The organism is Cohnella mopanensis (assembly GCF_022352055.1).
Taxonomy (GTDB): Bacteria; Bacillota; Bacilli; order Paenibacillales; family Paenibacillaceae; genus Cohnella; species Cohnella mopanensis.
On record NZ_JAKRWM010000001.1, the window covers coordinates 678,121 to 703,900 of the forward strand.

Consider the following 25,780-nt stretch of genomic DNA (forward strand, 5'->3'; position numbering starts at 1 on the left):
ATTGGACGAGCCGCATCCGTTGTGCTACATAGTCGTCTCAGTTATGCTGAAAGAGCCGTCACACCCGATAATTCGGAGATTTAGACAACTAAGTGGAGGGATGTGCGACATGAAAGTCGTGAAAATCGAAACGGATGAGCAGCTTAAGGATGCCTTCGCTATACGCGTCGAAGTATTCGTGAACGAGCAAGGCGTTCCAAGGGAACTAGAGTTGGATGAACTAGATGTGTCCCCGGAAGCGTGCAACCATTTCCTTCTTTTAGAGGAGGAACGCCCGGTTGCAACCGGCCGCTTCAAAAATTATGAGCCAAGCGTGGCGAAGATGCAGCGGATTGCCGTATTACAATCTTCAAGGGGCTTAGGGGTCGGGAAGTTTCTATTGCTAGCTATGGAAGCGGAAGCTAAAAGCATGGGGTATCGTTATTCTCTATTGGATGCTCAATGTACGGCAGAGGATTTTTACCTCAAGTTGGGGTATGTGACGGAATCCGAGGAGCCATTTCTTGATGCGGGTATTCGTCACGTTCGCATGCGCAAAAGCCTATAAATGTAAATTTCCCGATGTTCGGGATTATTTATGATGTCCTAAATCTATCAATCTAGCCCTTTGCAAAAGTAAGATAATAGCAACTAGATTAGAAGGAGCACCCCATGAATAAGAGGATTTTGTTATTATTTCTTTCCGTTATGTTGTTGTTCTCGATTCAACTTCCTGTATATGCCGAAGGTAGCGCGAATGCGCAGGAGAAGTTGGTATTGTTTCAAGGATCGAAAAAAATGATTCACAATGGCTCGACCGTTATGGCTGCGCAGCCGCTAACCGCAATAAAAGGCGTTACATACGTCGCTGCAAGATCGTTCGTCAACGAGATTTACGGTAGCATTGTTTACGATTCCAAGAACAAACAATATACCTTAGAGCAGGGGGGATCCGTCCTTGTTATGCGCCTCGGGAAAACATCCTACACGCTAAATGGAGTCGCGAAAAACAGCGGGTCAGGCGCGCCGTATTTACTGAATGGAACGCTTATGATTCCAGTGCGGATCGCTGCCCAGAGTTTCGGGCTGAGCTTGGTCAATTTTACGAAGGAGAAGAAAATAGAGCTCACGTGGAAGTCTTTTCCCGTAGCGAAGTTTTCCGTTTCGAATACGAATCCGTACGCCCAGCAGACGGAGGTTAAATATAAGGATCAATCCTATCATCCTAGAGGTCTCAAGATTATCGATGAACGCTGGGAAAACAACGAGTCTGTATTTGAACAAGCCGGCGTGTATACGGTAACGCACTGGGTGAAGGACGAAACCGGGGTTTGGAGCGACCCTTACACAGTCACCATAAGGGTTAAAGCGCCGAATCAACCGCCGGTTGCCCGGTTTACTACAACTAAAGATACCTATCGTATTGGCGAATATATCACTTACACAGATCAAAGCACGGACGACGAGAATCGGATCGAGAGCCGGGTATGGAATAATAACGAACGAGGGTTTTTCGTTGCTGGACCGCAAACCATTACATTGACCGTCACGGATGCGAACGGCGCGGTTGACGAATATTCGAAGACGATCACCATCACGGATGAAGTAAAATATACGAAAGAGGAATTCGATCTGGTCTATACGAACATCGGGGAAAAGTTCGGATACAGCGGTTCTTCGGTATTGTCTTTGCCCGCTATCCCTTACTGGATCAATGACCGCGAGCAAACGTTAATCCGGTCTAATAGCCCGGAATCGATTGTTGATGAAGGCATCACCTACGAAGACACGGTGTCCGGCGATGTGAGGTTCCTCCTGCACAATTTGAACAAACGCTCGAAGGCGATCAAAATTTACGTGCTGCTCACGAACGAGAATGCTACGACGGCAACGGTCAGGTTAGGAGCCAAAGGAATGGCCGGACCTAATCCGATCGTGTCTACGGTTGGTAAGGCGGTAACCGGAAGGTTCCTCGAATCAACGTTAAATCCGTCGTATTCTTACATGTACATTCCTGCTGGCGAAAGCCGGGTTATTTTCAAGGAGTATAGCGAAAAGTCGGTAAGGCCGGGAGACGTATACTCCATGTACGCGGACGTTCAGATGAATGCTAATCTTAAGTTCCGGGTCATCGCCATAGACGAACAGCGCGATGTCATGAAGATGCTACCTTATTTGCAAGTCCTGCCAAGCCATGATCGCCATATTCGCGGTACTTTCGAGAACGCCAATCGGATGATGTACGTGAACCAAACGATCGGAGACGTGAAGAGCCGGATGATTCTGGCGGACAACGTAGTCGACACCCGGATTAGCGGAATCGACAAAACGACGAATACGCCTGTGTTGAATGCCGGTAATTATGGCGTACTGTATACGTTGCGGCTTAGTAACGTGCAGCCGCATACCGCTATCGTCGTGAATCCGCGCGGAGGACACTATGCAGGCGCATTCACCGTAAACGGCAAAGTCGTCTATACGACAACTTCAAGCATTCTTCTGAATCCGAACGAAGTGGGAATGCTCTACAAGTCGGGGGATACCCAAGAAACCGTAACGATCACGTTTACACCTGCGAACGGTAGCATGCTGCCTATTAATTTACTTTTCTTACCGTTACCTCAAGCTTAAACAAAGCCGCTCCGATGCAGTTTGCATCAGGAGCGGCTTCTTTAATTTTCGTCAAATTCACAATTTGTTTGACAGTGATAATCATTATCAATTAGACTATTAGTTAATACACCGCTGTCAGGATAAAGGAGTTGTCATCATACTATGCAAATCTCAGCGAACCCTGGGGGACTAGTCTTTCATTTCTCTTCGGTTAAGCGGTTCTCATCTGAAGCGATAGTTGCAGCGCCGCTTGGACAGGGCATTGTACATAAACCCGAGATGTCGAGCGAATGGATCGAAATCAATCAAGGACTTCCGGATCAGACTCATATTAATCGATTACAAGTATACGATGATGAGCTGTACGCCTGTTCGAATAAAGGCTTGTATCATTGTTGCGAAGGAGAGTGGCATTCAACGGAATTAGCCGTAAGCTGTTATCAGTACAAAGAATTCGGAGAAGTTGGACTTGCGGGAACTTCTTGCGGGTTATGGTATACAGAGGGGACAGAATGGCATCTGATGATGCGTTCCGACATCATCGTCTATGACTTCTTGTATTTGCCTCAATACGTAGTGCTTGGAACGAACGAGGGGTTAGCGATTCTGGATCGCATGACCTCTAGCTGGATGAATTATCGTTATGATTCCGCCGTGACCAGTCTAGCAGTCTACCATGGCAGGATCATAGGGGCAACGGAACATGGAGATTTGCTAGTCGGGAACTTAAAGGGCGGCTTCGATCGATTCAAGATGGGGAGTACGTTCGTATTTTCCGTCGTATCGCGCAATAATGAAGTGTTCGCTTGCACGGATCGAGGATTGTACCGAATAAGCCGTATTGGCAACCGAATATCTTTAATGGCATTAAAGATAGGTTGCCAAGTGACGGATGTAGATTCGGATGAACGATATTTGTATCTTGCTACTCTGTTCGAAGGCGTTCAACGGCTCGAACGATTATAACGGGAGATGGACTCGGAACAAGCTGCCTTTACCTAGGCAGCTTTCTGCGTTTAAAGATCCGCCATGAAGCTCGACGAGAGAGCGAGTGATCGATAATCCAAGACCGGCCCCTCCGGATTTGCGGGCCCGGGAGGAATCGATGCGATAGAAGCGGTCGAATAAATAAGGGAGGTGCTCGTCGGCAATTCCCGTTCCGTTGTCTTGAATAGTGAGTTCAATTTCTTCAGCGGTCTTGTAAGATTTGATTTGAATGACTCCTTCAATAGGATCCGTATGCTGTACGGCATTCTGAAATAGATTCAACAATACTTGCTTGATTTTGTCCGGATCTAGCTTGATCTCATTTGGTGCTCCAGACGCAGTCTCAGAAAGGATTTGGATTTGCCTCTCACCGCCTAACAGCTGCAATTGGGGCTCCATCTCGACAATCAATTGTGTTATGTCGCAAGGATTAAGTTGAATTTCGGGCGCGCGATCGAGTTTTGCGAGCAGAAGCAGATCGTATACCAATTTATTGATTCTTTCGGATTCGCCGAACATGCTCCTCAAAGCTTTTTCTAGCTGGGTCGGATCCGCCGAAGCGCCGCGCAACAACACTTCTAGAAATCCGTGAATCGAGGTGAGCGGTGTTCTAAGTTCATGGGAAGCATCGGAAACGAAGCGGCGCATTCTCTCTTTCGCTTCTTGCTCGGCTAGAAATGAAACTTCAAGACGTTCCAGCATTAGGTTGAAGGAATGGGATAAGCGGCCAATTTCCTTGGGCTGTTCATCTTCCGGCAATCTTTCGCTGAGTTTACCGGAATCAATGCGTTCAACGGTTGTTACCATGCGGGACAGCGGAGTTAACGTTCTGCGAATGGCAGGCAAGAAGGTGAGCAATCCACCGATTAAAGCAGCAAAAGCTAGAGCCAGGAATAATAACAACTGCCGGGTCAACTCGTTCTTCATCGGCTTGGTGCTCGTGCTGACTTGCACGACGCCGCTCGTCCCGTTGAAGGATCGAACCGCTTGCATAACGATAAGCTGCTCTCCTGTGTTGTCCTGATTCATGATTTTGAATTGAGGCTTGCCGCGATAAGGTTTGCGTCTAGCTGCTTCGTATACTTCCGAATCAAGATGGGGAACGCTCGAATTGGAATTCGAGTCAATAGATGAAAGTACCGTAAATTTGCCTTCCTTATTAATGAAGGCGACGGAGGAAGAGGGGAAGAAGATGAACGCTTCGGCAGGTCCGCGTCGCATATTCGGATTAATTCGCTCCCATAGTTCCCCAGGCACGGATTGAATTTGCCTCTGTATGCTTGCGGCTTTGTTCTGATACAGGAAACGCTCCATGAATACATATTGAAATAGTCCGATCACAAGCAGCAAACCGGCTAGAATGAGCAACATGCGGGATAACAACTGATAACGCAAGGAACGCGGAAATAGGAAGGATCTGAGACGTTGCATGTAGCCTTTTGAGCGGTTCATAAGAGGTCCACCCGGTAACCCGCGCCCCTGATCGTTCGGATGACTCTGTGCTCGCGGTCTTGAAGCTTGTCGCGCAATGAACGGATATAAACTTCCACGATATTTTCTTCCCCGCCAAAATCATAGCCCCATACTTGATCAAGAATGACGCTTTTACTTAAAACGTGCCCATGATTGAACACAAGGTGTTTGAGTAGTTCATATTCCGTCGGTGATAGCTCCAACGCGCGTTCCTTGTAACGGAATTCTTTACGAGCGGCATCGATCGCGAACGGACCAACGGATACCTCGCTAAGTAGATTGGGAAATTGATTGCGTACTCGCGCTTGGATTCGGGCGAGAAGCTCGCCGAAGCCGAAAGGCTTGGGCATGTAGTCGTCCGCGCCCAGCGTTAGCCCCTTAACTCGATCCTCGATCTCATCCTTGGCCGTGAGCATAATGACCGCAACGGGCTTAATGGCCTTCAAAGCTTGACACACCTCGAAACCATCCATTCCGGGCATCATGACATCCAATATCACGACATGAGGATTGAATTGATCCGATAGTTTGATCGCCTCTGGTCCGTCCTGCGCAATCATGACCTGATACCCTTCATTCGTTAATCCGAGCTCAAGAAACTGCAATATATTGGGTTCGTCATCGACGATTAATATTTTAATGCCTTTTCCTTGCTGTGCCATCTCGAGTCCTCCAACTGTAGATCCATTTATTAGGACATGCCTGATCTATCTTTTCCTATTATGGAGGATTTAGCTTAACTTTGGCTGAGCGAAAACTGAAAGAATGCTGAAAAGTTAGGAGGACGACATTCAGAAAACATTCAGCGGGCACTCATCAACAACTAAGGTTCGCCTTGCATAATAGTGCCAAGACGATAAAGAGGCGAAGGTGAACAATTCGGATGAAGAAGAGAATCATATGGACGTCCGCTCTAGTCATCGTACTGGCAGCGGGAACTTGGGGAGGTATCCGGCTCTACAATAAGAAGGATACCCAACTGGTAGCCAGTTACGTAACGACCCTGGTTCGCAAAGGAACCATTGAAGTCAAAGTCAGCGGTACCGGAAGCATTCAGCCATCCGCGCGTGAAACGTTGAAAGCAAAATCGGCTGGCACGGCTCTCAAAGTCAACTTCAAAAAAGGGGATACGGTCAAGAAGGGCGATGTACTCATTACATATGAACAAACCGATATTACCTCTCAAGTTCGCAGCAAGGAAATCGATCTGAAGAAAAAACAGCTGGAACTCGAGGATACGCAGGACAAGTATAAAGCAGCAACCGATGATACGGCGCGGGCAGCTTTGGTATTGAACATACAGAAGCAACAGCTCGATATCGAGATGGCGAAAGAGGATATTGCGACGTTGAAGACGGGAAAAAGCTTGGACCCGATCGTTGCGCCAATCGACGGAGTTCTCTCTACGTTTAATGTTCAAGTGGGAGATACGCTTAATCCGAACAACGAGCTGGGCGAGATCGTTAATTTTGCCCAGCTGCAAATGGTCGTCGGAATCGACGAATTGGACATCCCTAAGGTGAAGCTTAAGCAAGAAGCGCAAATTCTCGTAGAAGCATTGCCGGAAGAGACTTTCACGGGGGAAGTCGTCGCTATCGCAGATGAAGGAACGACCAGCAACGGCGTCGCTTCCTTCGATGTTACGATCGTCCTGGCGGATGCCAAAACGCTAAAAGCCGGGATGTCAGCGGAAGCGAGCATTATGACGGATAAGAAAACGGATGCTCTATATGTCCCAGTAGAAGCGGTGCAATCTTCTCAAGGCAAGTACTTCGTAATGGTTCCGGCATCAAGCGACGGGACTGAAGCTACGACGGCTCAATCGGGGCAATCTGGCAGTAATCCGGGTGCGTCATCGAAGAACGGGCAACAAGGACAAGCAGATCAGCAAGGTCAATTGGAAGCAGGACAACAGCCGCAAGCCGGACAAACGCCCCAAGGCGGAAACGCTAGCCGATTCCAGAACATGACCGAAGAGGAACGAGCCGCCATGAGGGAACAATTCATGGGGAATCGGGGTACCGGTAGTTCGACGAACGCAAGCGGCAATGTCACTTCCACTAAACGGGTCGAAGTGAAAGTCGGAATTAACAATGAAGATCAGATCGAGATCGTATCGGGACTGAAAGAAGGGGACCGCGTCATTCTTCCGACCGTCGTAAGCAAGAGCTCTAATTCAAACAACCAAGCCGGTTTCCCAGGTCTGGGCGGAGGCGGAGGTTTCCCGGGTGGCGGCGGAGCTGGATTCTCAGGCGGCGGAGGCGGCTTCCAAGGAGGAAGCGGAGGGCGTCAATCCACCGGCGCGGCGGCAGGCGGTGCTCGCTGATGACGACGAAATCGCTACCGGACCCTCTTATTCGAATCAAACAGCTAAACAAGCAATATCGTATGGGCGGAGAAACGCTTAATGCTTTGGATAACGTTTCGTTAACCGTTAATTATGGGGATTTTCTAGCGATCATAGGCCCTTCCGGTTCGGGAAAATCTACCCTTATGAACGTGATCGGCTGCCTGGATACGCCGACATCGGGCGAGTATTGGCTGGATGGGGAAGAGGTTAGCCGATTAAAGGATAACAAACTTGCGGAAATCCGGAACCGGAAGATCGGTTTTATATTTCAAGGCTTTAATCTTCTGAATCGGCTAACTGCGATCGAGAACGTGGAGCTACCGTTAATCTACCGAGGCGTTTCGGCTAAGGAAAGAAAAGAGCAAGCGATCGAGGCGCTAAGGAAGGTCGGATTGGAAGAAAGGATTCATCACAGGCCTGTTGAGCTATCCGGTGGACAACAGCAAAGGGTAGCGATTGCCAGGGCGTTGGCGGGAAATCCGCCCATACTGCTCGCCGATGAGCCTACCGGAGCGTTGGATACGAAGACGGGCAAGGAAGTGATGGGCTTCATGAAGGAATTAAATGCTCTCGGGCATACGATCGTGCTCATCACTCATGATCCGGGTATTTCGGAGCAGGCCAAACGAGTCGTCAAGATCATGGATGGGAAATTAAGCGAAGAGGAGGGAGGGCAGAATGAATTTCTTACAAGCGTTTAAGATGGCGATGAAGAGCATTCTGTCCAATAAACTTCGTTCGCTTCTAACGATGCTTGGAATCATTATCGGAGTTACGGCGGTTATCGCGCTTGTGGCTATGGGACAAGGAGCGACCAAATCGGTAACCGAGCAGGTTCAAAGCTTAGGAACGAATCTTCTGACAGTAAACATCTTAGGGCGTGGCTCCGCTAACACTTTAAAAGTGAACGATGCTGTCGCTATGAAGGATAAGGTGGAAGGCATTCAATATATCGCTCCTGCCAGCACGCAGAGCACCTCCGTCAAATATGGAACGACAAGCGTTACCGTTAGCGTCGTAGGCACGAACGCGGATTATGCGCTCGTTAAAGACTATAAGGTAGCAACCGGCCGATTTCTGGCGCAGATCGACTTAGATGTCTATCAGAAGGTTGCCGTAATCGGATCGAGTACCGCGACGGATCTGTTCGGTTTCGCGAGTCCGGTAGGCGAATACATTCTCATTCAGGGAACTCGCTATAAGGTGGTTGGCGTATTAGAGGAAAAAGGAAGTTCGATGGCGGGATCGAACGATGAAGTCGTGATGATCCCCGAAACATCGGCCGAAAGATTATTTAAATCGAAAGGCGTCCGGACGGTTTACGTCCAAGTAGCGACGACCGAGCAGATCGACTCCGTCGTCACCGGATTGGAAACCGAACTGAGCGGTCACTTCCGGGGAAATACCGATAGTTATCGGGTGTTCAATCAAAGCGACGCGCTCTCTACGTTAACGTCCATATCCGATACGCTGACGCTCGCTTTAGCCGGGATTGCCGGAATATCCCTTCTCGTGGGCGGGATCGGAATCATGAATATTATGCTCGTCTCGGTAACGGAGCGGACGAGAGAGATCGGCATACGCAAAGCTATCGGCGCAAAGAAACGCGATATCCTGATCCAGTTTCTCATCGAAGCGATGGTGCTTAGCGGTTTGGGAGGATTGCTGGGAATCGGAATCGGAGTCGGGGCGGCGCAAGGCGCCTCCTCCGCTTTCAATATGGACATCGTGTTCTCATTCAATATCATATTGATCGCTTTCTGTTTCTCCGTTGGCATTGGCGTCGTGTTCGGAATGTTCCCAGCGAATAAGGCGGCTAAGCTTAAACCGATTGAAGCTTTGCGTTTCGAATAACCGACTGCCATCAAATCTACTAACCGCGTGGAAAGGAGGGAACCGCTTGGCGTCTATACCGGAATATGAACGTTTAGTTATCCCCCATCTCGAAGATCTAAGAAGATACTGCTACTATTTAACGAAATCTAAGTGGGATGCGGAAGATTTGTGTCAAGATACGTTATTGAAATCGCTGATCTTCTTTTACCATACGGAGCCGTATTTAGACGTGAAGCCATTCTTGATCCGGGTTGCGCGTAATTTATGGATCGATGATTGCCGTAAACGGAAGAGGAGACGATTAGCGATCGCGGACTTGTCTAAGCCCCACTATACGGACAATGATTACGTTGAAGTGCGCAGCGCGATAGAATGGTTGGCCGAGCGGTTCCCTAGACGAAATATAGACATGTGGCTATTGTTCAATTATTTCGGTTATACCTTGCAGGAAATCGCGAAGGCTATGAGTTGCACGATATCGGCCGTTAAATCCGTACTGTTCCGTACCCGCGATCAGCTTCGAAACCGCAATGCCGTCATGGAGAACCGTAAAGTCATCGTTCTGGATGTGGAACGATGGTCGCGCGCGATTATGCAGGACCGGCCGCAAGGGCTGCTATCCGAAGGATAGGGCGATCGGGAACCGAAAACCATATATTCCCGTAATAGAAGAGGATACTCGCATACGGGAGGATAATGGAGATGGCTAACATCCTGATCGTCGATGACGACCTGGATATTCTTGAACTCATCCGTTTTTATTTAACTAGAGAAGGATTCAAGGTGTCTGTAGCAAGCAACGGACTCGAAGCGATAACAATCGCGGAGCAAGCCAAAATCGATCTGGCAATCGTAGATGTCATGATGCCTTTAATGGATGGCTGGGACTTATGCCGGAGCTTAAAAGAGGACTATCCGGAGATGCCGATTCTGTTAGTGACCGCGAAAGGAGAAACCGATCATAAGCTCAAAGGGTTTAACCTTGGCGCGGACGACTATCTCGTTAAACCCTTTGACCCGCTGGAACTCGCCGCTAGGGTCAAGCTTCTGTTGAAACGGTATAAAATCCATATCTCGATGAAAGTTCAAATCGGCAACGTCCTGTTGGACAAAACTCGTTACGAGGCCGTCGTCGAAGAAACGTCGTTCGCGTTGCCGTTAAGAGAATTCGATCTGCTGTTTAAGCTCGCTAGCTTTCCCGGTCAGATATTTACGAGAAACGATCTGATCGAACAAGTGTGGGGCGCGGATTTCGAAGGCGACGACCGAACGGTAGACGTACATATTAAGCGGATCAGAGACCGGTTCGCCGAGTTGAACGGCTCGTTCGCGATCGAGACGAAGCGAGGGCTTGGCTACAAGCTCGAGGTGCTGGAATGATCAAATCGCTTTATTTTCGTGTCGTGCTTACCTATATGGCGGCCGTCATCGTCGGATTGGTCACCACTTATTTTTTGGCTCTCTATTTATTAGACTCAGTCGGAGATCGTTATGCGAACAATCTTCAAAAAAAATTGATCGAAGATGGTAATAGAATTCAGGAAATCTATAGGGATAAAGGCGTCGAACAGGCGGATGCCTTCATGCAAGAGTCAAGTTACGCGAAGCAATACGAAATCCGGCTGTACGACCAGAATGGGAAACTGATGATCAGGGATGGCAAAGAACCTGCGGATCTCTATATTTTGTCGGATCAAATCGTCCGCTCCGTCTTAAGGGGAGAAGTATACAAAGGGATCGACGTTTCCCCTACGGAATTGATTATCGGATTTCCATATGAATATTCTGGCAACCATTACGCTCTGTTTGTCCAAGTGTCCGAAAGTACCGTGGAATCATTCGCTCAAATTTTACTTATTACGGCGTTGCTAATCAATTTACTCGTTGGATGTATAATCATCATCGTTGGCGCCCGTTACTTGGTGAAGCCGCTTCGCGGGATGAAAGCGGCTGCCGAGAGAATGGCCAAGGGCGAGTTCGACATCGAGCTTAAATGGGGGAAGCGGAAGGATGAACTGGGACAGCTCGCGCAAAGCTTCAATTACATGGCCACTCAGATGAAGCAGCTCGAATCGATGAGGCAGGATTTCGTCTCGAACGTCTCCCATGAAATTCAATCCCCATTAACGTCGATTTCGGGATTCTCTAAAGCGCTGCAGGAGAGCGATCTGTCGGAAGAGGAGAGAATCCGGTATTTAAGCATCATTCAGAACGAGAGCGAGAGACTGTCCCGTCTGAGCGACAATTTGCTAAAGCTAGCCTCCTTGGATTCGAAACGCCATCCGTTCGAACCAAGAATCTATGATTTGGATGAACAGCTGCGCAAAGCCGTCGTCGCCTACGAACCCCAATGGTCAACTAAGTCATTGGAATGGCGGCTCAATTTGCCAAAAACGAAAATCGTAGCGGATGAAGACCAGCTTAATCAAGTGTGGAATAATCTAATCGGCAACAGCATTAAATTTACGCCAGCTGGCGGTTTAATTACCGTAAGCATCGTCAAACATACCGATCTAATCGAGGTCATCGTAACCGATTCAGGAATCGGAATTCCTGCTGAAGAGCATGCGAAAGTGTTCGAACGATTCTATAAATCGGATCAATCGCATAACAAAAAGCATTCGGGAAGCGGCTTAGGACTTGCGATCGTGAAGAAGATCGTCATGAGGCACAGGGGAACGGTACAATTGAAAAACAATCCTAACGGAGGCACGATCGCCATCGTAATGCTGCCGAATCGTTTATAATCATCGCAAAAAAACCAATGGGCAAAGGACATTCCTTCCTTGCGCCGTTGGTTTTTTTTCATGTCATAGTATATTCACATTCGTGTTGTACACTGATGCAGAACGAACAGGTAAGAATTTCCACCAACGTAGTGGCATATCGATATGAACTTGCAGGAGGGTTAGCTGTTGAAGTCATTAATCCAGTTTTCTATGAACAAAATTGCGGCGATGCTCATCTTAATCGCAATCGTGCTAGGAGCAGGAGGTTTTTCGGGGAATTCGCTTAAGGTGGAGAATATGCCCGATATCTCTTTCCCTTATGTCATGATCAATACGAATTATCAAGCTTCTCCGCAAGATGTAATGAACCTTGTTACAAAACCTATCGAGAGCAAAGTAGCCAACGCGGTAGGCTTAAAGATGCTTAGCTCGACTTCGAGCGATGGCTTATCATCGATTTTCCTCGAATTCAATGAAAAGGTAAATATCGATAAGACGAAACAAGATCTGCAAAGCTTAGTTCAAGGCGTGAATTTACCGAGAGAAGCCGGTAGACCGATCGTTGCGACGATAGGATATGCTTCTTTCCCCGTCTATTATTTGGCTGTCCATGCGAAAGATAAAATGTCCCAAACAGAGCTCGATCAATTGTATGAAGAAGAGTTGAAGCCAGGCTTTGAATCCATTAATGGGCTGGACCACATCGATACGATTGGAGCACGCAAATCCTCCTTGGATATCCAGTTGGATGCGGGAACCCTGGCAGCTTATGGCTTAACGCCAACGATGGTAACGGGCTCGTTACAGTCCTCGATGACGAACGGTTCGGTGGGGATCGTCAAATTTAACGGAAATTCTCAGATCGCCCGGGTTAAGGGTGAACTAGACAGTTTGTACGAGATGGAAAATACGGAGATCGTGACGCCAACCGGCCAAACGTTACTCTTAAAGGATATCGCGGTTATACAAGCGATCAATGAATCTACCTTTATCGCTAGAATTGACGATAAGCCTGCAATTGGAATTCATTTGTACAAATCCGGGGCTACGAATGCCGTTGATTTCTCCAATGCTACGAATGATCTGATCAAGGGTTGGGAGGTAACCCATCCGGGAATAGCCTTCAACAAAGTATACGACAGCGCCGACGAAGTAAGAGCTTCGATAAGCGGTTTGTTAAGAGAAGGCTTGTTCGGTATTATCCTAGCTTCGCTGATGATCTTGTTGTTCTTGCGCAACATGAGAATGACGTTGATCGTCATCGTGTCCATCCCGTTATCCATCTTGATCACCATGGTCATGATGAAGATGATGAATCTGACGTTGAATATCATGTCTCTCGGAGGTATGTTCATTGCCGTCGGACGAATCGTGGATGACAGTATCGTCGTCATCGAGAGCATCTACGCGAATCTGCAGAAAGCGCAGAAACGAAATGAATCGGTTATTCTTCTTGCCGTGAAACAGGTTGCGATGGCCATCTCGTCTTCTACTTTCGTTACGGTAGGGGTATTCTTGCCGATCGCATTCGTGTCGGGGATCATCGGAGGTTTCTTCCGTCCGTTTGCCCTCACGGTGTCTTGTGCGTTGCTCGCTTCTTTGCTCGTTTCTCTTACGGTCATTCCGATGTTGGCGAAACTCATGGTGTTAAGGAACTCCAAAGCGGTATCCGTTAAGGAACATGAGGACGGCAAAGTGACCTTGTTCTATGAAAAAGTATTGGTGTGGTGTTTATCCCATCGGATCAAAACGTTATTATTTTCCGGGGTTTTGTTGATTATGACGATCGTGATCACGGTTCCGAACTTGCCGACCGGATTTATTCCGGAAGGCGAACCGGAGAAGAAAATGGACTTTACGATCAAACTGCCCTACGATACGTCCTTCGATAGTACCAATCTGCAGGCGGTACAAATCGAGAAATTGTTCAGGGAAGCTAAAGATAAAGAAGATAAGGCATTATTTACGTTCGTAGAATCGCTCGTCGGTTATAGCGGCAGCGAAGATCGCGTTCCTTATGTTATCGATTTGATTACGGAAGTGAACGATCAAGCCGATCCCGAGCTTATCAAGGAACAATACAGCAAACTTATGCTGGCTCAACTTCCTAAAGGTTCGGAAGTGCTTCCGGGAGCGTTATCGGGGGGGAGCGGTTATTCCTCGGTCGATTTCACGTATGTCATCTACGGGGATGACCAACAAATTCTAGAACAAGCATCTGCGTCGATCAAAGCGAAAATGAAAGAATTCAAAGAACTCAAAGAAATTAAAGACAGCTTGGGTGATGCTAAAACGGAAGTTGAAATTACGGTTAATCCGTCGAAAGCTCGACAATTCGGCTTATCCGTCTCGCAAATCCATGATTTAACCGGCGAATGGATCGGTAGGTACGAACTGGGTAACGTCCGTCTGGACAATATTGGTTATCGTACGGCGATCGAGCTTGCCCCTAAGGACAAAAACTCGATTGAACAGTTAGGCCGAATGCCGATCCAAACGACGAACGGCAATACGGTGTTCTTAAACGAGGTCGCGAAGCTCGAGGAAGTGAAGTCTCCGCTTGCGCTACAGCGAGAGAGCCAGAAGTTAATGGTGAGCTTGACGGCGAAGATTGATTCCGCGGATAAAGGCGCGATCAGCGACAAAGTGTCGAGTACATTGAGCCAGCTAGAGCTTCCTGCGGGGGTAACGACTTTGACTCGGGGAGTCAGCTCGGACATGGAGGAAGGGTTCTCGCAATTGTTTGCCGCTATGGGTGCGGCCATTGCGATCGTCTATTTGATTATGGTGCTTTGTTTCGGCAATGCCGGAACTCCGTTCGCTGTATTGTTCTCCTTGCCTTTGGCGGTCATCGGCGGATTGCTTGGTTTATTGATCGCCCGAGAGTCGATTAATGTGACGTCTCTGATCGGATTCCTGATGCTGATCGGTATAGTCGTGACGAATGCGATCGTGCTGCTTGATCGAACGCAACAGCTCAGAAAAGAAGGATATCTCGTTCGGCATGCTCTAATCGAATCCGGGAAAGTGCGACTAAGACCGATCATCATGACGGCTGGTGCAACGATAGCGGCGATGGTTCCGTTAGCGCTTGGAATCTCTCATGGCACATTGATCTCCAAGGGGTTAGCCGTGGTCGTGATCGGCGGCTTGGTTACTTCGACAATCTTGACGCTCGTCGTCGTTCCGATCATCTACGAGTTAATCGAATCCATGAAAGCGAGAGCGAGCCGTCTGTTTCGCCGCGGCGAACAAACGGACCAACACCAAAAACTGAGTATTTAATTTTGTGAATAAGGAGTTAGAGCAGATGAGAAAATCGATATGGGCGTTAGTTCTAATCATGGTTAGTTCCGCGGCGATTGCGGGGTGCTCGTCCAGCGCTTCGACGGAGGAGGCAACGGCAACGTCAGTAGCAACGGATAAAGTATCCGAAGTGAAAACCGAAGCTATACGGAAGATGAGTATGGGAGAACCGCGGGAACAATTGGCTGAAGTGATCGCATCCGCTCGGGTGGATATTACGGCGGAAGCCGGCGGTCTCCTGGTGAAACAGGTTAAGAATAATGGGGACCAGGTGAAGGCGGGAGAAGTGATCGCCATTATAGATAATAAGAATGCCTTCATCGAGAAAGAGAAAGCGGAAGCCGCGCTCAAGAGTGCCGAGATGTCGCTTCTTAATTCATCGGTAGAGTTAGCCGCTAGGCGGTTGGAATTGTCGAATGCGGTCGACAAAATGAAGGATTTAATTAAGCAGCAAACGAGAGACGGGGACGAGACCGGTAAAGACGAAACGCAGAGGAATCTTCAGGTTTCCATGAAGCAGCTGGAGGCTTTGCAAGGCAATAAAGCAACCGCGGCTTTGGAAGCGCAAGTCGATACCGCGAAGTTAGTGTTCGAACAAGCGGAAACGTCTTGGGGTAACGGAGTGATTAAAGCCTCCGCCAGCGGAGTATTAACCGACGTGAAGGCCGATTCCGGAACGAGCATTCAAGCCGGAAGCTTGTTCGGCATCGTGCAAAATACGGATAAAGTCAAGCTCAAGGCGCAATTGACGGAGCCTGCAGCTGAGCTGGCCAGTAACAAAAAGGAGCTTGTATTTAAGCTTTCGAACGATGACGGAACGCAGAGAAAAGCGAAAGTCGTCTACCTCTCGACTATTCCCGATGCTAGCACGCGCTTATATGCTATGGAGTTGGAAGTAGATAATGCGGATCATGTTCTTAAGCCTACAAGCCGGGTTCAACTTCAACTAACGACACCTGAAGAAGAGAACGTTGTTGCCGTTCCTTCATTGAGCGTATTGAGGGAGGGGACGGAAACGTTCGTATTCATCCTCGCGGCGAACAAAGCAGAGAAGAGACCGGTTACGCTTGGCCGAATTAACGGACCTTACCAAGAGGTGCTAAAAGGGCTTAACGTTGGCGATGTATTGATCGTGTCCGGCCAACATGCGTTGGAGGCGGGGCAATCCGTTAAAGTCGTCCAATAGGATGATTATTGCGAATGATGGGAAACAAGGGGAGGCATTTCGTATGGACGTGAATGGAGTATACGATACTTGGGTCACTCCCCATTTGGTTGAATTGAAAAAATATTGTTTCTATTTGACTAGATCACAATGGGAAGCGGAGGACTTGTTCCAAGAGTCGCTGCTTAAGTCCTTGGTATTCTTCGTGCATACGGAGCCGTACTTGGACGTTAAGCTGTTCTTAATGCGAGTGGCCAAAAACCTGTGGATCGACGAATGTCGCAAAAAGCAGAGAAGAAGCCGGCTAGCGATAGTCGAACAATCGAAAACCTATTACACAGATAACGATTACGTCGAAGTTCGGAGCATGATCGAGTGGTTATCCGAGAGATTTGCGAGAAGAAATATCGAGATTTGGCTCTTATTCTATTATTTCGGTTACTCCATGCAAGATATCGCCCGCGATATGGGTTGCACACAATCGACGGTCAAATCCATCCTATTTCGTACGCGTGCGCTCCTGCGCAAAAGATTTGAATTATCCGTCACTCGTAAAGTAATCCCTTTCGACGTTGAACGCTGGTCGCATGCGATAATGCAGGATCGGCCGCTAATGCTATTGACTAGAGGTTAATATTCAGAGCCCTGAACCGAATTCGGTTTAGGGCTCTTTCTATGCTATAATCAACACAGTAAATTACATGAGAGAATAGGGAGCATTCAACCTAGATGAAAATACGAAGCCGAACTGTATTCTTATTGTTTTTATTGATTACCGTCTATTCCAGCATTAATTATTATATTGGATGGCATCTCACCGATTGGCTGGATGCTCTGGAAGTTTCGTATTCGCCTTGGCTCTTCTGGATCCCGTTCGGTATTGTTGCGTTTAGTTATATCGCGGCTAGGATATCACTGCCGGGAATGCTCACGTCGGTAGGCAGACTGCTCAAAGTGATCGGTTCTTATTATATCTTCATCATGGAAGCCGGATTCCTGCTGTTCATCCTATCGGATCTGGTAGAGCTAATTCTTTATTGGACCGGAGTTTTGCCCGCGAACTACTCGCTTTATTCCGGTAGCGCCGTAATCGCCTTACTGGCCATCTTCACCGCAAGAGGGTCCCGTAATGCTTGGAGTCCGATTGTCAGGGAATACGAGCTGGATATCGCCAAAACGCCGATCGCGGGGGGGCAGAAGGAATGGACGGTTGCGATGGCTTCCGACATTCACTTGGGAAACACCGTTGGCCGCAGACATCTCGCTAAATTAGTCAGCCGGATGAACGCGATGGAGCCGGACTTGATCTTGTTGCCGGGCGATGTCATCGATGATTCGATAGAGCCGTTCCTTCGCAATCGAATGGGCGAAGTGCTCGGACAATTAAAGGCGAAACGCGGCATCTACGCGGTGCTGGGCAACCATGAATATTATGGCGGACATATCGACCAATATGTTGCCGAAATGAACAAAATCGGCATACGGGTATTGAGAGACGAGACTGTTGATATCGGGGATGAGCTCAGCATAGCCGGACGCAAGGACAAGTCGGCGGAGTCGATGGAGCCGGCTAAGAGACAAGCTGTCAGTGAACTCATTCAAACTCTGGATAAGGACAAGCCGATCATTCTGATGGACCACCAACCGACGAAGTTCGCGGCGGCAGCGGATGCGGGAGCAGACGTTATGTTGAGCGGTCATACGCATCGGGGGCAATTCGTGCCGAACCATTTGTTCACGAAGAGATTATTCGAGCTCGATTGGGGTTATATGAGGAAAGGCGCAATGCACGTCGTAGTCTCTTCCGGCTTCGGAACGTGGGGGCCGCCGATTCGCCTCGGAAGCCGTAGCGAAATCATTAAACTTAAGATTAAACTAGGTAAAGTTTAATTAATAACATTAAAGCCTTTCTATTGCATCGATTTAGATGCAATAGAAAGGCTTTTTTTATGGATTAGGCTTAATAAAGTTACATTTAAGGACATATGCGATTTTATATTGTGTCACATATAATAATATGTTATACATTAAATATGTAATAATAGTTCATTGGAGGGTTCTATATGGAGAGAGAATTAGCGTTGGAAATTGTTCGCGTAACGGAATTGGCAGCATTAGCATCCGCCCCGTGGATGGGTCGTGGAGATAAAATCAATGCGGATGGAGCAGCTACTTCCGCTATGAGGGCGATGTTTGACTCGATATCGGTTAACGGCACCGTTGTCATCGGCGAGGGGGAAATGGATGAAGCTCCAATGCTGTACATCGGAGAGCAAGTCGGAAGTTTGAATGGACCGGAAGTAGACGTCGCCGTTGATCCGCTGGAAGGAACCGAGATCGTCGCCAAGGGCTTGAACAATGCGATGTCGGTTATCGCCATCGCGAACAAAGGGGATTTACTGCATGCGCCGGATATGTATATGGAGAAGTTAGCGGTAGGTCCTCAGCTAGTCGGCAGACTCAATCTGACGGATCCGATGGAAGTAACATTAAAGAAGGCTGCGGACATCTTGAGTAAGAACGTATCCGAGCTTACGGTGATGGTGCTGGATCGCGTAAGGCATGAAGCTCTGATCAAGACGTTGCGCAAAGTCGGCGTAAGGATCAAATTTCTGTCGGATGGAGATGTGGCGGGCGCGATGGCTCCGGCATTTCCCGAGGCGGGAATCGATTTGTACGTCGGATCGGGAGGAGCCCCGGAAGGCGTATTAGCCGCTGCAGCGCTGCAGTGCCTGGGAGGAGAAATTCTAGGAAGACTGATGCCTTCGGATGCCAATGAGTATGCGAGATGCTTGCAAATGGGCATCGACGATCCCTATAAAGTATTGACGATGACGGATATGGTGGGAACGGATGATGTGATATTCGCGGCAACCGGCGTGACGCCCGGAGAGTTTTTGGGAGGCGTGCGATACTTGCCGGACGACCGCGCGGAGACGCATTCCATCGTCATGCGAGCAAAGACGAAAACGATCCGTTTTATTAAAGCGATACACTATTTGCCTAATAAAAAATTTATCAATGATTAATCCTTTAAAAAGACCCGAAAAGCTCGGGTCTTTTTTTGTTTTTGTTTGATTATCATGTATTCAAAAACAAACGGGTGTGTTAAAATCAAAACAAACACAAATAAACATCATATTCGGAGGTATTATCATGGTACAAAGCTTGTGGGAATCATCGAAAGCATCAGAACAGCAAAGCGGTTTGGATCAACTCGTATACCGTTCCAATATCATTGGCACGGATCGTCGCGTATGTAACTTCGGCGGCGGCAACACGTCCACGAAAACGATCGTTAAAGATTTCCGCGGCCTCGATACGGAAGTCATGTATGTTAAAGGTAGCGGGTCCGACCTTGCTTCGATGAAAGCCGGCAATTTCACAGGCTTGCGCATGGATGATATTCGTCCATTGTTCGAAAAACCGGAAATGTCCGATGAAGATATGGTTGCCTATTTGGCGAATTGCATGATCGATTCCAAGCATCCGCGCGCTTCCATCGAAACGCTGCTACATGCTTTTCTTCCATTCAAACACGTTGACCATACGCACCCGGATTCCATTATTAGCCTGTGCTGCGCCGATAACGGCAAAGCGCTTGCCCAAGAAATTTTCGGAGACCGTTTCGTATGGGTTCCTTATATCCGTCCTGGCTTCACTTTGTCCAAGATGATCGCTGAAGGCGTTCTGAACAATCCTAAAGCTGAGCTAGTCTTGATGGAGAAGCACGGTCTTGTCACATGGGGCGATACTTCGGAAGCTTGTTACGCGCAAACGATCAAGATCATCACGGAAGCGGAAGATTTCATCGAAGCTCGCGTGAACGAAGCCAAAGTATTCGGCGGAGTAAAACATTCGACACTGGACGCAGAAGTTCGTAAGAGCATCGCGGCACAAGTGATGCCTACTATTCGCGGCGCGGTAAGCGATGCTAAGAAAATGATTCTTTCCTTCGACGATGCGGACGATGTCCTGCAATTCGTCGGCGGACAAGATTCCGCTACATTGTCCCAAGTGGGCGCTGCTTGCCCGGATCATCTCGTTCACACGAAAGTCGTTCCGTTGTTCATCGACTGGACTCCGAACGCGGAAGATGTAGAAGGCTTGAAAGCGAAGCTTAAAGAAGGCGTTGCTGCCTATAAAGAAATGTACAAAGCATACTTCGAGCGTAACAAGAACGAGGGAGACGTGATGTTCGAAGCGGCTCCGCGCGTTATTCTTATCCCGGGCGTAGGGATGATCAATACCGGCAAGAGCTGGGCGATGTCCCAAGTAAGCGGAGCACTATACCACCGTGCGATCGCGGTTATGAGAGGCGCAACGGCACTTGGCAATTTCGTTTCTTTAGTGGAGAACGAATCCTACAACGTGGAATATTGGCCGCTTGAGCTTTACAAGCTGAGCTTGGCTCCGGCAGAAGCGGAATTTTCCCGCAAAGTAGCATTCATCACAGGCGGAGCAGGCGGAATCGGCAGCGAAACGGCTCGCAGACTCGTATCTGAAGGCGCTCACGTTGTGCTTGCAGACCTGAATCTGGAAGGCGCTCAGAAAGTTGCGGACGAAATCAACGCGAAGTACGGCGAGAACCGTGCTCTTGCCGTTAAAGTAGACGTAACCAGCGAAGAGTTGATCCAAGCGGCATATGCAGAAACGGCTCTCGCATACGGCGGAGTTGATATTATCGTCAACAACGCAGGTCTTGCGACTTCGAGCCCTTTCGAAGAAACATCTCTTAAAGAGTGGAATTTGAACATGAACGTGCTTGGAACCGGATATTTCCTCGTTGCTCGCGAAGCGTTCAAAATGATGAAAGAGCAAGCCATCGGCGGTAACATGGTATTCATCGGTTCCAAGAACTCCATCTATGCAGGTAAGAACGCAACGGCATATAGTTCCGTTAAAGCATTGGAAGCACATCTCGCGCGTTGTATCGCTGCGGAAGGCGGAGAGTACGGTATCCGCGTAAACACGATTTTGCCGGATGCGATTCTGCAAGGCTCCGCGATCTGGAACGGCAACTGGAGAAACGAACGTGCGGCCGCGTACGGTATCGAGCCAGACCAATTGGAAGAGCACTATCGTAAACGCACGACGCTGCTTGTCAACATTTACCCTAGAGACATCGCGGAAGGCATCGCTTTCTTCGCCTCTTCCAAGTCCGAGAAAACGACGGGTTGCATGCTGACGATCGATGGCGGTGTTCCTGCGGCATTTACTCGATAAACCGGAGGTTTCGTTCATGCACAGATCACGAGGAGAGAAGCTCTGGTACATTCCGGACGGCTACATTCCCGAGACCAGCGCAGGTCAATTAACAAGCCATGAATCCATTTGCGTATTGAACACGGCATCCGAGGAAGCGTTGCTGAATATTACGATTTACTTCGAGGATCGCGACCCATTGGAGAACATAATGGTTGTCGTATCCGGAAGACGGACGAAACATATCCGAACAAGCTCATTACATCAGGAAGGGACGCCGATTCCGGTCGGCGTTCCGTACGCTATCGAAGTTCAAAGCGACATTCCGGTCATCGTCCAATATAGCAGGCTTGATTCCACGCAAGCCGAGAATGCTCTTATGTCCGTTATGGCCTATCCGATTATGTAACCGCGCAGACGAAGAGGAGGAACAAGCATGCAAGAACGTATCAAACGCAATTACGAAGCCGCAAAAGAGCAATATGCTCAGCATGGCATTGACGTAGATGAAGTGCTTAACCGTCTTGAAAAAATTAAAATTTCGATGCATTGCTGGCAAGGAGACGATGTACGGGGGTTCTTGAACAAGGATCAAGACTTGACCGGCGGAATCTCGGTTACGGGCAATTATCCGGGTGCCGCGAGCACGCCGGATGAATTACGCACCGATCTGGAGAAAGCGTTCTCCCTTATTCCAGGTAAACATAAAGTTAATCTTCACGCGATTTACGCGGACACGGACGAGAAGGTCGAGTTGGACCAGCTTCAACCGAAACATTTTCAGAAGTGGGTAGATTGGGCGAAAGAGCAAGGGCTCGGCATGGATTTCAATCCAACTTGTTTCTCCCATGAGAAATCTAAGGATGGATTCACGCTTAGCCATCCGGATGCGGAAATTCGCCGTTTCTGGATCGACCACTGCAAAGCGTCGCGGAAAATCGGAGCCTATATCGGCGAAGAGCTCGGACAAACTTGCGTAACGAACGTATGGGTACCCGATGGTTTCAAAGACGTTCCAGTCGATCGTATGGCGCCAAGACAACGCTTGAAGGATTCGTTGGATGAAGTTTTCGCGGAAGAGTTGAACCCTGCTTACAACCTAGATGCGGTAGAAAGCAAGCTGTTCGGCATCGGATCGGAAGCTTACGTCGTAGGGTCCCATGAATTCTACATGGGGTACGGAATCCGCAACAACAAGCTGATTTGCCTAGATGCGGGCCACTTCCATCCGACGGAAGTCATCTCCAATAAATTGTCCTCGCTCGCTTTGTTCGCGGATGGTATTCTGTTACATGTAAGCCGCCCGATGCGTTGGGACAGCGACCATGTCGTTACGCTTGACGATGAACTGATCGAAATCGGACGCGAGCTCGTTCGCGGAGATTTGCTTGGCAAAACGCACATTGGTCTCGATTTCTTCGATGCGAGCATCAATCGCGTTGCTGCATGGGTAATCGGTACGCGTAATACGATCAAAGCATTGCTTCGCGGTATGCTGGATCCGATCGATACGTTGAAGAAGGCGGAGCTTGAAGGCGACTACACGACTCGCCTTGCCTTAACCGAAGAGTTCAAATCTTATCCGTTCGGCGCGGTGTGGGATTATTATTGCGAGAAAATGGGCGTTCCCGTTCGCGAAGAATGGCTTGCGGATGTTAAAACCTACGAAAATGAAGTGCTGCTGAAACGCGGCGTTTAATTTAACATAAGGGTGATTCAAGATGTCGAGCATTCTCGCGTTTGATCTCGGGGCTAGCAGTGGAAGAGCGCTGCTAGGCCGGCTTGAGGGCGGAAAGATCGAAGTAGAGGAGCTTCATCGATTTTCCAATGATCCCGTGCAGGTGGGCGACCGTCTGCACTGGGACATTTTACGGATATATCACGAGATTAAGCAAGGATTGCTGAAAGCCAAGCATCAAGGCATAGAACTCAAGAGCATGGCGATCGATTCCTGGGCAGTCGATTTCGGCTTCATCGGCAAGAATGGCGAATTAGTCGGCAATCCCTATCACTATCGCGATCGGCATACGGACGGCGCGATGGAAAGCTTATTCGCGCAAATTCCTCCTTCGGTCATTTTCGCGCGTACGGGCATTCAGTTTCTTCCTTTCAACACGATTTATCAGCTCTACGCGCTGAAAGAAGCGAATTCGCCTTGGCTTAAAGAAGGCAACCGATTGCTGATGATCCCGGATTTACTTCGTTATTTCCTGACCGGCGAGATGCATAACGAGTTCTCGAACGCGACGACGACGCAACTCTACAATCCGTTAACAAGGTCATGGGATTCCGAGTTGTTGCGATTGCTAGAGCTTCCGAAGTCATGGTTTGGCGACGTATTAAAACCAGGTTCGCAAGCTGGGGTTGTTCAAGCTTCCGTATGCGAGGAGTTGGGTATTCCATCCATTCCCGTCTATGCGGTTGCCGAGCACGACACCGCTTCTGCGGTTGCAGCCGTTCCGGCGACGGAGAAATCGTTCGCTTACTTAAGCTGCGGTACTTGGTCACTCATGGGAACGGAAGTAGATAAGCCGGTTATTCATGAGCTGGCGCAGAAGATGAACTTCACCAACGAGGGCGGAGTCGCGGATACTTTCCGGCTGCTTAAGAACATTATGGGGCTGTGGATTCTGCAAGAATGCAGAAGAGAGTGGGAGAGAGCAGGAAAATCGTACTCGTTCCCCGAATTGGTTCAAATGGCTTCCGATGCGAAGCCGTTAACGACGTTTATCGATCCTGACGACTCCATCTTCCTTCCAACGGGAGATATGCCATCGAGGATTACGCAATATTGCGAGCAGACGGGTCAGCAAGCCCCTTCGACGGTCGGCGAGTTCGTACGCTGTATTCTCGAGAGCTTAGCGCTGAAGTACCGTCATGTGTTCGAGTTAACCGAACGGCTGTCGGGCCAGAGCTTTAACGGATTGCACATGGTCGGAGGCGGTATCCAAAATACGCTGCTGTGCCAATGGACGGCGAACGCGCTCGGCAAGCCGGTGTGGGCTGGACCTTCCGAAGGCAGCGCGATCGGAAATCTAATCGTTCAATGGATCGCCCAAGGCGAATTCTCGGATATATGGGAAGCGCGTAAAGCGATACGTAATTCTTTCCCGATAACGGTGTATGAACCGATGAATGGGGAAGAGTGGAACGCGGCGTATGTTCGATTCCGTGCTTTGACGGGACTAACGGAAGCGGAATAATACAGGTTCGTGAAAAGAGGGCAGACATGCTAGTTGCGGAGCGCTATGAGAAAATCGTGAGCCTGGTCAATGATCGGGGAAGCATTCGGGTATCGGAGCTGAGCGATCTGTGCCAAGTGACGGAGGAGACGATCCGCAGGGATCTTGACCGGTTGGAGCAAGCCGGCCGTCTTCGCCGCTCCCATGGCGGCGCTGTTAGCGTCAAAGATACGGTGGTGCATCCGGAAATTCCTTACGCGGTTCGTGAAATCACGAACGCGGACGAGAAGAAGAGGATCGCGCTGGAAGCGATCAAACGGATACAACCGAAAGATCGGATCCTTCTGGATGCGAGCTCGACCGCATGGTATATGGCAACCGATGTGCCGGACGTTGCGCTCACCGTTCTGACCAATTCGATCAAAGTCGCGACGGAGCTTAGCAGCAAGGAGAAGATCGAAGTGATTTCGACGGGGGGCATACTGGCCCAACGTTCGTTATCCTTCGTCGGCCCTCTGGCAGAACGTTCTCTGGATGCCTATCATGTAGACAAAGTGTTCCTATCGTGCAAGGGCGTTCATCTGGATCGAGGAATTAGCGAATCCAACGAATTGCAGGCGCGCATTAAGGAGCGGATGATCGGAATGGCGGACGAGGTCATTTTGCTCGCCGATTCCAGCAAGTTCGGCGTTCAGGCGTTTACGCACGTTGCCGATCTGTCGGAAGTAGACGTGATCATTACCGACCGCCGCATGCCCCAAGAGACGATCAACCAACTGGAAGATCGGGGAATTACGGTCGTGATTGTATAAGGATTTTGGGGTTCGCACGCCTGGGATCAGAAGGAAGGGGATGGAACAGAGGACGCCATGTCCCAACAACGTGGCATAATCTGTTCCTTCTCGCCAATTAACCTATTCAACTTGTCTGATAACCTGATATTATATAGCTATAA

Annotated in this window: 21 protein-coding genes; 19 read left to right on the top strand and 2 right to left on the bottom strand. The window is 48.9% G+C overall.

Annotation, left to right across the window (positions count from 1 at the left end; translation table 11 throughout):
- The first annotated feature begins 100 nt into the window (after positions 1–100).
- The 3 genes from L3D05_RS03125 to L3D05_RS03135 all read left to right on the top strand — a co-directional run bounded on the left by L3D05_RS03125 (position 101) and on the right by L3D05_RS03135 (position 3,558).
- A complete protein-coding gene (locus L3D05_RS03125) occupies positions 101–547 on the top strand; it encodes a GNAT family N-acetyltransferase (protein WP_239614473.1) in 447 nt (148 codons plus the stop codon).
- Between the two features lie 104 nt (positions 548–651).
- Positions 652–2,610: a stalk domain-containing protein gene (locus L3D05_RS03130; RefSeq protein ID WP_239614475.1), complete on the top strand. Its 1,959-nt coding sequence runs from the start codon at positions 652–654 to the stop codon at positions 2,608–2,610.
- A gap of 144 nt (positions 2,611–2,754) precedes the next feature.
- Positions 2,755–3,558 (top strand): hypothetical protein, encoded by an 804-nt coding sequence (locus L3D05_RS03135; RefSeq protein ID WP_239614477.1) that lies wholly within the window; start codon positions 2,755–2,757, stop codon positions 3,556–3,558.
- Here the strand turns inward: L3D05_RS03135 and L3D05_RS03140 are convergent.
- Together L3D05_RS03140 and L3D05_RS03145 are read right to left on the bottom strand one after the other, a co-directional pair.
- Positions 3,553–5,031 (bottom strand): sensor histidine kinase, encoded by a 1,479-nt coding sequence (locus L3D05_RS03140; RefSeq protein WP_239614479.1) that lies wholly within the window; start codon positions 5,029–5,031, stop codon positions 3,553–3,555. The genes L3D05_RS03135 and L3D05_RS03140 overlap by 6 nt on opposite strands.
- Positions 5,028–5,714, bottom strand: a complete 687-nt coding sequence (locus L3D05_RS03145) for a response regulator transcription factor (RefSeq protein ID WP_239614481.1) — start codon at positions 5,712–5,714, stop codon at positions 5,028–5,030. Before L3D05_RS03145 ends, L3D05_RS03140 begins: the two co-directional genes overlap by 4 nt.
- 221 nt (positions 5,715–5,935) lie before the next feature.
- Here L3D05_RS03145 and L3D05_RS03150 point away from each other — a divergent pair, with 221 nt between their 5' ends.
- The 16 genes from L3D05_RS03150 to L3D05_RS03225 all read left to right on the top strand — a co-directional run bounded on the left by L3D05_RS03150 (position 5,936) and on the right by L3D05_RS03225 (position 25,637).
- Positions 5,936–7,378, top strand: coding sequence for an efflux RND transporter periplasmic adaptor subunit (locus L3D05_RS03150; protein WP_239614482.1), 1,443 nt, complete (start codon positions 5,936–5,938; stop codon positions 7,376–7,378).
- Positions 7,378–8,103: an ABC transporter ATP-binding protein gene (locus tag L3D05_RS03155; RefSeq protein ID WP_239614484.1), complete on the top strand. Its 726-nt coding sequence runs from the start codon at positions 7,378–7,380 to the stop codon at positions 8,101–8,103. The genes L3D05_RS03150 and L3D05_RS03155 overlap by 1 nt, the downstream gene beginning before the upstream one ends.
- A complete protein-coding gene (locus L3D05_RS03160) occupies positions 8,081–9,256 on the top strand; it encodes an ABC transporter permease (protein WP_239614486.1) in 1,176 nt (391 codons plus the stop codon). Before L3D05_RS03155 ends, L3D05_RS03160 begins: the two co-directional genes overlap by 23 nt.
- 46 nt (positions 9,257–9,302) lie before the next feature.
- Positions 9,303–9,869 carry an RNA polymerase sigma factor gene (locus L3D05_RS03165; RefSeq protein WP_239614488.1) on the top strand — a complete coding sequence of 189 codons (567 nt, stop codon included), beginning with the start codon at positions 9,303–9,305 and terminating at the stop codon, positions 9,867–9,869.
- A 71-nt stretch (positions 9,870–9,940) separates the two neighbouring features.
- Positions 9,941–10,618, top strand: coding sequence for a response regulator transcription factor (locus L3D05_RS03170; RefSeq protein WP_239614489.1), 678 nt, complete (start codon positions 9,941–9,943; stop codon positions 10,616–10,618).
- Entirely contained in the window at positions 10,615–11,985 is a 1,371-nt protein-coding gene (locus tag L3D05_RS03175) for a sensor histidine kinase (RefSeq protein ID WP_239614491.1), read from the top strand. Before L3D05_RS03170 ends, L3D05_RS03175 begins: the two co-directional genes overlap by 4 nt.
- Positions 11,986–12,153: 168 nt before the next feature.
- Entirely contained in the window at positions 12,154–15,252 is a 3,099-nt protein-coding gene (locus tag L3D05_RS03180) for an efflux RND transporter permease subunit (RefSeq protein ID WP_239614493.1), read from the top strand.
- Between the two features lie 25 nt (positions 15,253–15,277).
- Positions 15,278–16,459: an efflux RND transporter periplasmic adaptor subunit gene (locus L3D05_RS03185; RefSeq protein ID WP_239614495.1), complete on the top strand. Its 1,182-nt coding sequence runs from the start codon at positions 15,278–15,280 to the stop codon at positions 16,457–16,459.
- Between the two features lie 43 nt (positions 16,460–16,502).
- Positions 16,503–17,072: an RNA polymerase sigma factor gene (locus tag L3D05_RS03190; RefSeq protein ID WP_239614497.1), complete on the top strand. Its 570-nt coding sequence runs from the start codon at positions 16,503–16,505 to the stop codon at positions 17,070–17,072.
- Between the two features lie 95 nt (positions 17,073–17,167).
- Positions 17,168–18,328, top strand: a complete 1,161-nt coding sequence (locus L3D05_RS03195) for a metallophosphoesterase (protein WP_239614499.1) — start codon at positions 17,168–17,170, stop codon at positions 18,326–18,328.
- Positions 18,329–18,501: 173 nt separating this feature from the next.
- Positions 18,502–19,467, top strand: coding sequence for a class II fructose-bisphosphatase (glpX, locus tag L3D05_RS03200; protein ID WP_239614500.1), 966 nt, complete (start codon positions 18,502–18,504; stop codon positions 19,465–19,467).
- A gap of 127 nt (positions 19,468–19,594) precedes the next feature.
- Positions 19,595–21,664, top strand: coding sequence for a bifunctional aldolase/short-chain dehydrogenase (locus L3D05_RS03205; RefSeq protein WP_239614502.1), 2,070 nt, complete (start codon positions 19,595–19,597; stop codon positions 21,662–21,664).
- A 16-nt stretch (positions 21,665–21,680) separates the two neighbouring features.
- Positions 21,681–22,052 carry a sensory rhodopsin transducer gene (locus tag L3D05_RS03210; RefSeq protein ID WP_239614504.1) on the top strand — a complete coding sequence of 124 codons (372 nt, stop codon included), beginning with the start codon at positions 21,681–21,683 and terminating at the stop codon, positions 22,050–22,052.
- A gap of 27 nt (positions 22,053–22,079) precedes the next feature.
- A complete protein-coding gene (gene rhaA, locus L3D05_RS03215; RefSeq protein WP_239614506.1) occupies positions 22,080–23,342 on the top strand; it encodes an L-rhamnose isomerase in 1,263 nt (420 codons plus the stop codon).
- Between the two features lie 22 nt (positions 23,343–23,364).
- Positions 23,365–24,846 (top strand): rhamnulokinase, encoded by a 1,482-nt coding sequence (locus L3D05_RS03220; protein WP_239614508.1) that lies wholly within the window; start codon positions 23,365–23,367, stop codon positions 24,844–24,846.
- 26 nt (positions 24,847–24,872) lie between these two features.
- Positions 24,873–25,637, top strand: a complete 765-nt coding sequence (locus L3D05_RS03225; protein ID WP_239614509.1) for a DeoR/GlpR family DNA-binding transcription regulator — start codon at positions 24,873–24,875, stop codon at positions 25,635–25,637.
- Positions 25,638–25,780: the final 143 nt, after the last annotated feature.